The following is a 9,467-nucleotide window of genomic DNA, read 5'->3' as shown; positions in this document are numbered from 1 at the left end:
GGAGTGTTTCGGTGGTTTTAGCGTCAGGGAAACGCCCGGTCCCATTCCGAACCCGGAAGCTAAGCTTGACAGCGCCGATGGTACTGCAACCGAAGGGTTGTGGGAGAGTAGGACACCGCCGAACTTACCTTCCGTACGGCCCGTTAGGATAGCCAGTTGGCTGCCCTAGCGGGCCGTACGCGTATGTCCAGAACAAGATTTTTTCCATGGCAGGAGGCCAGGTGTCCGAGTTCGGTCGACGAGACTCAAGCGATGATGGGTCCGGCCGATCGGCACGCCGGGACGAAGGCTCCCGGGACCGGTCGGACGCACCCCGGGGAGACCGGCGCGGTGCGCGCCAGGACCGCGGCGGCCGCGACGGCGGACACCAGGGCCGGCCTCGCCGCGACGACCACGGAGTCCGTGGCGGCGGCAAGCCCTTCCGCGGCGGCGACGGTCCCCGTGACCGCGACCAGCGCGGAAGCGGCGCAGGTCAGAGCCGCGACGGCGGCCGGAACTTCAACGACCGCGACGACCGCCGCGGCAGCCGGCCGAGCGGCGGTGGCTACGGCAATCGCAGCACCGGTGACCGCGACGACCGTCGCGGCGGGGGTTACGGCAGCCGGGATTCCGGCAGCCGCTCGGGTGGCGGTGGCTATGGCGGCCGCAGTACCGGTGACCGTGACGACCGTCGTAGTGGGGGTTACGGCAATCGCGATTCCGGTAACCGCTCGGGTGGCGGTGGCTATGGCAGCCGCAGTACCGGTGACCGTGACGACCGTCGTAGCGGGAGTTTCGGCAACCGCGACTTCGGTGGGCGCGATGACCGTCGTAGCGGCGGTGGGTACAGCAACCGCGATTCTGGCGGGCGCGACGACCGCCGCGGCGGCGGTTACAGCGGCAGCCGCGATTCCGGTGGGCGCGATGACCGCCGTAGTGGCGGTGGGTACAACAACCGCGACTCCGGTGGACGCGATGACCGTCGTAGCGGCGGCGGTTACAGCAGCAGCCGCGATTCCGGTGGGCGCGACGACCGCCGTAGTGGTGGTGGGTACAACCGCGATTCCGGCCGGCCGAGCAGCGGCAGCTACAGCAACCGCAGCACCGGTGACCGCGACGATCGTCGCAGTGGCAGCTACGGCTCCCGCGACTCCGGGCGTCCGAGCGGCGGCGGGGACAACCGCGACTCCGGCGGGCGTGACGATCGCCGGAGCGGCGGGGGCGATGACCGTCGCACTGGCGGCAGCTACAACAAGCGCGACTCCGCCGGGAGCGACGACCGGCGCGGTGGTGGGTACAACCGCGATTCCGGCCGGCCGAGCAGCGGCAGCTACAGCAACCGGGACTCCGGCGGACGCGACGACCGCCGCAGTGGTGGCTCCAGCGGCCGGCCGAGCACTAGCTACAGCAACCGCGACTCCGGTGGGCGTGACGACCGGCGTGGCAGTGGCCGCGATTCCGATCGGCCGAGCACCGGTGGCTACCGCAACCGTGACTCCGATGACCGTCGCGGGAGTGGCAGCCGGTACTCGGACAGCGCCGGGCGTTCCGACAGCCGCGGCTCCGACGATCGGGCCGGGCGCCCGCAGGGCAAGGCGGCCCACGGCGACCGCAAGCCGCGGTGGGAAGAGCGGCCTGTGCGGCGGGAGTCGCGGCCGCGGGTCGGGACCGCGCTCGATGACGAGGCGCTGGCCAAGGAGCTCCTCGAGGCGCCCGAGCTGCCCGAAGACATCGAGTTCTCCGACCTCGACGAGGATGCCCGCCGCGAGCTGAGGACCTTGCCGAAGGGGCTGGCCGAGACCGTCGGGAAGCACCTCGTCGCCGCCGGGGGGCTGATCGACAGCGATCCCGAGGCCGCGCTCGAACACGCCAAGTACGCCAAGGCCAAGGCCTCGCGCGTGCCGATCGTCCGTGAGGCGCTCGGGCTCGTCGCTTACCACGCCGGCAACTGGTCCGAAGCCCTCTCCGAGCTGCGGGCCGTCCGGCGGATGACGCGCACCGACGACCACATCGCCATCATCGCCGACGCCGAGCGGGCGCTGGGCCGGCCGGAGCGGGCGCTCGACCTGGCGAAGGAGGTCGACACCGCGAAGCTGGCGAAGGCCGTTCAGGTCGAGCTCGCGATCGTCGCCGCCGGGGCGCGGCGGGATCTCGGGCAGCTCGACGCCGCCGTCGTCTCGCTGCAGGGTGACGACCTCAAAGCCGAGAAGCGCGACCCGTGGAGCGCTCGCCTCTTCTACGCCTACGCCGACAACCTCGCGGCCGCCGGGCGTGCGGACGAGGCCGTGCGGTGGTTCCTCAACTCGGCCGAGGCCGACGAGGACGACGAGACCGACGCCGCCGAGCGGGCCGCCGACCTCGCGAACGGGCCGAAGGACCAGGCCGCCGAAAACCAGGCCGCCGAAGAAAAGGACACCGAAGACACCGATGAGTGACGCCTTGCTCGCGGCCTACGACGCCGTCCTGTTCGACCTCGACGGCACCGTCTACCACGGCTCCCGGGTGATCCCGGGCGCTCCGGAGACGGTCCGTGCGGTCCGCGAGCACGGCACACCCGTCCGCTACGTCACGAACAACGCCTCCAAGGCGCCCGGCGAGGTCGTCGCGCACCTCACCGGCCTCGGCATGCCCGCCGGGACCGACGAGGTGCACACCAGCGCCCAGGCCGGCGTCGTGCTGCTCAAGGACCGGCTCGAGCCCGGGGCCGAGGTCCTGGTCGTCGGCACCGAATCGCTGGCCGCCGAGGTCGCCGGGGCCGGGCTGAAGCCGGTGCGGGAAAACGGTGACGACGTCCAGGCGGTCGTCCAGGGCCACTCGCCCGACAACACCTGGGCCGCGCTCGCCGAAGCCTGCCTGGCCATCCGGGCGGGTGCGCTGTGGGTCGCCTGCAACGTCGACGCGACCCTGCCCAGCGAGCGCGGCCTGCTGCCGGGCAACGGCTCGATGGTCGCCGCGCTGCGCACCGCCACTGATGTCGAACCGCTCGTCGCCGGGAAGCCGCAGCCGCTGCTGTTCGAGACCGCCGCTCGCTCGGCGGGCGCGGAACGGCCGCTGGTCGTCGGCGACCGGCTCGACACCGACATCGCAGGTGCGGTCGCCGCGGGCATCGACTCGCTGGTCGTGCTCTCCGGGGTCGCGACGCCGCGGCAGCTGATCGAGGCCGTCCCGGCCGAACGCGGGACGTACCTGGCCAAGGACCTCACCGCGCTCACCGAGCCGCCCGAGGACCTCAAGATCGGGCCGCGCCCCGGCTGGTCGGTGACCACCCGCGACGGCGTCCTGGAAGCGACCGGCGACGGCGACGACCTGGACCTGCTCCGCGCGCTCTGCCACGTGGCCTGGGAGACCGGTGTCACCGAACTCGGCGAGGACACGAAGGCCCGGCTGGGCTGACTGCTACCGTTTGTGACGTGCAGGATCATCACTACCCCGTCCCGGGCCCCCCGCCCGGTTCGTTCTCGCCGCAGACCGACCCGCGCGCCGGCATCGACGAAGCCGTAGCCGGGCTGGACGACCTGGACGCGTTGCCGCTCGCCGAGCACGTCGAGCGGTTCGACGCCGTGCACACCGAGCTGACCGTCGCCCTGTCCAGCATCGACAAGGTCTGACCGGCGTGCCCAAGCGGGCCCGCCTCGACGCGGAACTGGTTCGGCGCGGCCTCGCCCGGTCGCGCGAACAGGCGTCGGCCCTGATCACCGGCGGCAAGGTCACCGTGCGCGGCATGGTGGCCTCGAAGCCCGCCACCGGTGTCGAGAACGACGCACCGATCGTCGTGAAGGACGAGGACGACGCCGGCTGGGCCTCCCGCGGCGCGCACAAGCTGCTGGGCGCCCTCGAGGCGTTCACGGAGCTGAGCGTCGAGGGCAAGCGCTGCCTCGACGCCGGTGCGTCCACCGGTGGCTTCACCGACGTCCTGCTGCGCAACGGCGCCGCGACCGTGATCGCCGCCGACGTGGGCCGCGGCCTGCTCGACTGGCGGATCCGCACCGATGAACGTGTAGTGGTCATGGACCGCACCAATGTTCGCAACCTCTCTCCCGACGACCTCGGCGGCCAGGTCGACGTCGTCGTCGGTGACCTCTCGTTCATCTCCCTCAAGCTCGTGCTGCCCGCGCTCGCCGCCTGCGCGCGCGAAGGCGCCGACCTGGTGCCGATGGTCAAGCCGCAGTTCGAAGTGGGCAAGGACCGGCTCGGCAGCGGTGGCGTCGTCCGCGACCCGGAACTGCGCGCCGAATCCGTGCTCACCGTCATCGGCGAGGCCGCGAAGCTCGGGCTCGCCCTGCGCGGGGTGACCGCGAGCCCGCTGCCGGGGCCGTCCGGGAACGTCGAGTACTTCGTGTGGCTGAAGAAAGAACACGTGGCCGGGTCCACTGTGGACGCGGTAGACAGGTCTGAGGCCGAGCGGCTCGTCCGAACCGCCGTCGAGGAAGGGCCCGCATGACCACCGAACGTGAAGTTCTCCTCATGGTGCACCCCGATCGCGACGCGACGGGCGAGGCCGCGCGCGAGGTTTCGGCGCGCTTCGCCAAGGCAGGCATCCGGATCCGGGTGATCGAGCACGACGTCTGCGCGCTGATCAACCCCGACGAGCACGGAGTCGGCGCGACCTGCACGGTCGTCGACCCGGACGACAACCCCGCCGCGGGCGTCGAGCTGGTCTTCGTCCTCGGTGGCGACGGCACGCTGCTGCGCGCGGCCGAGCTGGCCCGTCCGGCCGGGGTGCCGGTGCTGGGGGTGAACCTCGGGCGCGTCGGCTTCCTCGCCGAGGCGGACTCCGACGCGCTGGCCGACACCGTGCAGCGGGTCGTCGACGGCGACTACCAGGTCGAAGAGCGGATGACCATCGACGTCACGGTCACCCACGGCGGCGAAGAGGTCGCCCGAACCTGGGCCCTCAACGAAGCCAGCGTCGAGAAGAGCACCCGCGAGCGGGTCCTCGACGCGCTGATCGAGGTCGACGGCAGGCCGGTGTCGGCGTTCGGCTGCGACGGTGTGCTCTGCGCCACACCCACCGGTTCGACGGCGTACGCGTTCTCGGCGGGCGGCCCGATCATCTGGCCGGACGTCCAGGCGCTGCTGGTCGTGCCGAGCAACGCGCACGCGATGTTCGCGCGGCCGCTGGTCGTCTCGCGGGACTCGGTGATCACCGTCGGGATCGACCCGGACGGCTCGTCGGCCGTCCTGACCTGCGACGGGACCCGGCACGTCGACCTGCCGCCGGGGGCGCGGGTGCGGGTCACCTGCGGCACCACGCCGGTGCGGCTGGTCCGGCTGTGGGACGGGCCGTTCACCGATCGGCTGGTCCAGAAGTTCTCGCTGCCGGTGAAGAGCTGGCGCGAACGGCACGCGCGGCCCTGCGAGTAACCCGCCGCTCGGCGCTTCGTTCGAACATATCGGCGACTCGCCGGGTGCCCGCACGCGCAGAGTGTCGGTGGTGGCCGCTACGGTAGGCGGCGTGCTGGCCGAGATGCGCATCCAGGGCCTCGGAGTCATCGAGGACGCCCTGCTGGAACTGCACGCGGGCTTCACCGTCGTGACCGGTGAGACGGGTGCGGGCAAGACCATGGTCGTCACCGGACTGCACCTGCTGTCCGGGGGCCGCGCCGAGGTGTCCAAGGTCCGGACGGGGATGCTCAAGGCGTTCGTGGAAGGGCGGTTCACCTACGCCGGCGTCGAAGGCGCCGAGCGGATCGTCGCCGATTCCGGCGCCGACGTGGACGAGGACGGCAGCGTGATCGCACTGCGGGCGGTCGCTGTCGACGGGCGGTCGCGCGCCCACCTCGGCGGGCGGTCCGTGCCGGTCGGTGTGCTCGCGGAGCTGTCCGAACAGCTGATCGCGGTGCACGGGCAGAACGACCAGCTCCGGCTGCTGCGCCCGGCGGAGCAGCGCGCGGTGATCGACCGGTTCGCCGGGGACGCCGTGGCGAAGCCGCTGAGCGCCTACCAGGAGGTCCGCACGGAGTGGCTGGCGGTGATCGCCGAGCTGACCGAGCGGTCGACGCGGTCGCGCGAGATGGCCCAGCAGGCCGACCTGCTCAAGCACGGGCTCGCCGAGATCGACGCCGTCGCGCCCGAGCCGGGCGAGGACGTCGAGCTCACCGCGCAGATCAAGCGGCTGGCGGCGGTCGACGAGCTGCGTGCGGCCGCGACCGAAGCGCACGTCGCCGTCTCCGGTTCCCCCGACGGTGATCCGGACGCCCCGGGCGCGGCGGGCCTGGTCTCGGAGGCGCTGCGACGGTTGGCGACGTCCGAGGACGCCGTGCTGCGCGAGCTGGCGCCGCGGCTCGAGGAGGCGTCGGTGCTGCTCACCGACGTCGGGGCCGAGCTCGGCACCTACGTCGAGACGCTGGACGCCGACCCGGCGCTGCTGGAGAAGGTCTTGGCCCGCCAGGCCGACCTCAAGCGGCTCACCCGCAAGTACGCGGCGGACGTCGACGGCGTGCTGGCCTGGGCGGACGACGCCCGGCGCCGCCTGGAGTCGATGGACACGTCGGAGGAGGCACTGGCCGGCCTGGCGCTGCGGCGCGACGAGCTCGGGCTGCTGCTGTCCGCGCACGCCGCCGAGGTGTCGGCGGCGCGGGAGAAGGCGGCGGCCGAGCTGGCGGCGGAGATCACCCGCGAGCTGTCCGGCCTGGCGATGGGCCAGGCGGCGATCGAGGTGACGGTCGAGCAGCGTCCCGCCGAACACGGTGACACGCACGCGCTGACCATCGACGGCCGCGCGGTGCACGCGGGGGCGGACGGCGTCGACGACGTCGAGCTGCTGCTGCGGGCGCATGACGGCGCCCCGCCGCTGCCGGTGCACAAGGCGGCGTCGGGCGGTGAGCTGTCCCGGGTGATGCTGGCGATCGAGGTGGTGCTGGCCCACGCGGACACCGTGCAGACGCTGGTGTTCGACGAGGTCGACGCCGGAGTCGGCGGCCGGGCGGCGGTCGAGATCGGGCGCCGGCTGGCGCGGCTGGCGCGCACCCACCAGGTCCTGGTGGTGACGCACCTGCCGCAGGTGGCGGCGTTCGCCGACCAGCACCTGGTGGTGGACAAGGGGCACAAGGGCGGCGTGACGCGCAGTGGCGTCAAGAACCTGAGCCAGACCGACCGGGTCAGCGAGCTGGCCCGGATGCTCGCCGGGATGGACAACGAGACCGGCCGGGCGCACGCGGAGGAACTGCTGGCCACGGCGGAGAAGGACAAGGCCGAGTTCACGCCGAAGCGGAAGCGGGCGGCCAAGAAGAAGTAGCGTCCGGCGGAAATACTTCGCGCGCCGGCGGGTGTTGTGCGGGCTGATCGCCTGCGAAGAAAGGACCCCGATGCGCGCGGTGGTACTCCGAGAGCCCGGTCCCGTCGAGAACCTCGAACTGACGGACCTCCCGTTGCCCGAGGTGAAACCCGGCTGGGTCCGGATCGCCGTGAAGGCGTTCGGGCTCAACCGGTCCGAGCTGCACACGCGGCTCGGGCTCGCCGACGGCGTCACGTTCCCGCGGGTGCCCGGGATCGAGGCCGTCGGAATCGTCGACGCCGGTGCCGGGTTCGCGCCCGGGCAGCAGGTCGCCACGATGATGGGCGGGATGGGCCGCACGTTCGACGGCGGCTACGCCGAATACACCGTCGTGCCGCGCGAGCAGGTCATCCCGTTCCGCTCGGACCTGCCGTGGGAGGTCATCGGCCAGGTCCCCGAGACGCTCCAGACCGCGTACGGCTCGCTCACCACCGGACTCGACCTCCGGGCCGGGCAGGCGCTGCTGATCCGCGGCGGCACCTCGGCCCTCGGGTTCGCGACCGCGACCCTGGCCAAAGACCTCGGCGCCACCGTCTTCGCCACCACCCGGCAGCCGGACCGGCTCGAGACCCTGCGCGCCCACGGGGTCGACCACCCGCTGCTGGACGACGGGAACGTCGCCGATCAGGTCCGGAAGGTCGTGCCCGAGGGGGTCGACGCCGCGCTCGAACTGGTCGGGACGCCGACCCTGCCGGACACCCTGAACGCCACCCGCGTGCACGGGACCGTGTGCTTCGCCGGGATGCTCTCGAACCAGTGGACGATCAAAGATTTCTATCCGATCGGTTACCTTCCCGCCGGGGTGCGGTTGACCGCTTATGGTGGTGAGGCGGACGACCTGCCCGCCTCCGTCCTCCAGCGCCACCTCGACCGGATCGCCGACGGCGAAGCGAGCCTCGGCCCGGCCAAGGTGTACGCGATGGACGAGATCCGGCAGGCGCACGACGACCTGGAGCACAACCGGACGGCGGGCAAGCTCGTCGTGCTGACCGGCCGATCGGAGGGAGCCGCCCCGTGATCCTGCCGCCGCCCGCCGATGTCGAAGCCCAGCTCGCCGCCGCGCGCCGCGACGGCGACCTCGACCGGTACCTCGGCCTCCTCGCCGGCGAGGAGCTGTTCGTGCCGATCCGGCGGGTGGACGCCCGCAGCATCCTCGACGAACGGGCGGAGACGTTCCCGAACGTCTACCACGAGACGGGCGGCGACGAGTTCCTGCAGGTCTTCACCCGCGGCGCGCTGCCGGACTTCGGCCCGGACGTCGTGGCCATGAGCGGTGCGCTGGACTGGGCGGTCGACGGCGTCGGGCGGCACGAGCGGGTCGTGTTCAACCGCGGCACCCGCGGCGAGTGGCGGCTGGCGGGCGCGACGCTGCAGCCGTGGCTCGACGCGCACCCCGACGACGTCACGCCGCTGGAGGACCAGGTCGAGCGGCTGATCACGGCGCCGTACGGGCACCTCGAAGGGCCGATCGCGCACGCGCTCGCCTGCGGCGCGCACCTGGCGGTGCTCGAAGCGACGCCGTGGAACGTCCTCGACGCGCGTTTCCACGACTACGTCGCCGAGGTCCGCGGCCTGCGCGACTGGTGGAGCGTGCCCGACCCGCCGGGCTGGCGCACGACCATGACCGGGCTGATCGGCGACGGTTACGCGCTGACGCCCGGCAACCTGGTGCTCATGCTGCGCCTGCGGTTCGCCGCCGAATACGGGCTGCCGGGCGGCGAGTTCGACCCGCTGACCTGGGCCGGGCTGGTGGACCGGTGGTGCGCGGAGAACGACGCCGCCGACCAGGCCGACGAGCTGCGCCACACCGTCCGCCGCGTGTCCCGCTACGAGCAGCGGTTCCGCGCCGACGGGCTGGTCGACGCGGACGGGTTCGTCACGACGGCGCTGTCCTGGGACGTCGGCCGGGCGGTCGCGATCGCCCGCGCCGGGCTGGCGGCCGGCTACTGCGACGCGCTCACCGCCGAGCTGATGGTGCTCGAAGCCGGTTCCCTCGCGCGCCGCTACCACCAGTCATGGGCCGACCTGTCGGCCGGGTACGTCATGGGCCGGGTGCTGCACGCCGACGGGGACGACTTCGGCGACTGGTACCCGGCGACCGTGCGGGTCCACCACCAGCTCCTTCAGGACCCGGCGAGCCCCTGGTCGAACCTCGATTTCGGCTCGCTGTCGGAGGAGTCCGACGCCTGACCCGCGCGGGGGATGGCGACGG

The 9,467-nt window shown here is 72.6% G+C and carries 9 protein-coding genes and 1 rRNA gene; 9 read left to right on the top strand and 1 reads right to left on the bottom strand.

The window, feature by feature from the left end:
* Positions 1-7 precede the first annotated feature (7 nt).
* A 5S ribosomal RNA gene (gene rrf / locus SD460_RS46870) occupies positions 8-124 on the top strand.
* A 121-nt stretch (positions 125-245) separates the two neighbouring features.
* Here rrf and SD460_RS46865 read toward each other — a convergent pair.
* The gene (locus SD460_RS46865; RefSeq protein WP_318307816.1) at positions 246-1,583 is read right to left on the bottom strand and encodes a hypothetical protein; all 1,338 of its coding nucleotides are present in this window, start codon (positions 1,581-1,583) and stop codon (positions 246-248) included.
* 33 nt (positions 1,584-1,616) lie between these two features.
* Between SD460_RS46865 and SD460_RS46860 the strand changes: the two genes are divergently transcribed.
* From SD460_RS46860 to SD460_RS46825, 8 genes are all read left to right on the top strand, one after another.
* Positions 1,617-2,414 (top strand): tetratricopeptide repeat protein, encoded by a 798-nt coding sequence (locus SD460_RS46860; protein ID WP_290059172.1) that lies wholly within the window; start codon positions 1,617-1,619, stop codon positions 2,412-2,414.
* On the top strand, positions 2,407-3,372 hold the full coding sequence (locus SD460_RS46855) for an HAD-IIA family hydrolase (RefSeq protein WP_318307815.1): 966 nt from the start codon (positions 2,407-2,409) through the stop codon (positions 3,370-3,372). The genes SD460_RS46860 and SD460_RS46855 overlap by 8 nt, the downstream gene beginning before the upstream one ends.
* A gap of 17 nt (positions 3,373-3,389) precedes the next feature.
* Positions 3,390-3,587 carry a hypothetical protein gene (locus SD460_RS46850; RefSeq protein WP_290059168.1) on the top strand — a complete coding sequence of 66 codons (198 nt, stop codon included), beginning with the start codon at positions 3,390-3,392 and terminating at the stop codon, positions 3,585-3,587.
* A gap of 5 nt (positions 3,588-3,592) precedes the next feature.
* Positions 3,593-4,420 (top strand): TlyA family RNA methyltransferase, encoded by an 828-nt coding sequence (locus tag SD460_RS46845; protein ID WP_290059166.1) that lies wholly within the window; start codon positions 3,593-3,595, stop codon positions 4,418-4,420.
* Positions 4,417-5,343 carry an NAD kinase gene (locus SD460_RS46840; RefSeq protein WP_290059165.1) on the top strand — a complete coding sequence of 309 codons (927 nt, stop codon included), beginning with the start codon at positions 4,417-4,419 and terminating at the stop codon, positions 5,341-5,343. The genes SD460_RS46845 and SD460_RS46840 overlap by 4 nt, the downstream gene beginning before the upstream one ends.
* A 91-nt stretch (positions 5,344-5,434) precedes the next feature.
* Positions 5,435-7,216 (top strand): DNA repair protein RecN, encoded by a 1,782-nt coding sequence (gene recN, locus SD460_RS46835; protein ID WP_290059175.1) that lies wholly within the window; start codon positions 5,435-5,437, stop codon positions 7,214-7,216.
* Positions 7,217-7,286: 70 nt separating this feature from the next.
* On the top strand, positions 7,287-8,273 hold the full coding sequence (locus tag SD460_RS46830) for a zinc-binding alcohol dehydrogenase family protein (RefSeq protein ID WP_290059163.1): 987 nt from the start codon (positions 7,287-7,289) through the stop codon (positions 8,271-8,273).
* Positions 8,270-9,445, top strand: coding sequence for a DUF1266 domain-containing protein (locus SD460_RS46825; protein WP_290059162.1), 1,176 nt, complete (start codon positions 8,270-8,272; stop codon positions 9,443-9,445). The genes SD460_RS46830 and SD460_RS46825 overlap by 4 nt, the downstream gene beginning before the upstream one ends.
* Positions 9,446-9,467 lie beyond the last annotated feature (22 nt).

It is taken from the genome of Amycolatopsis solani, from assembly GCF_033441515.1.
In the GTDB taxonomy this organism is placed as follows: domain Bacteria; phylum Actinomycetota; class Actinomycetes; order Mycobacteriales; family Pseudonocardiaceae; genus Amycolatopsis; species Amycolatopsis solani.
The sequence above is the reverse complement of the archived record's forward strand: the minus strand, read 5'-3'. Positions and strand labels throughout refer to the sequence as shown.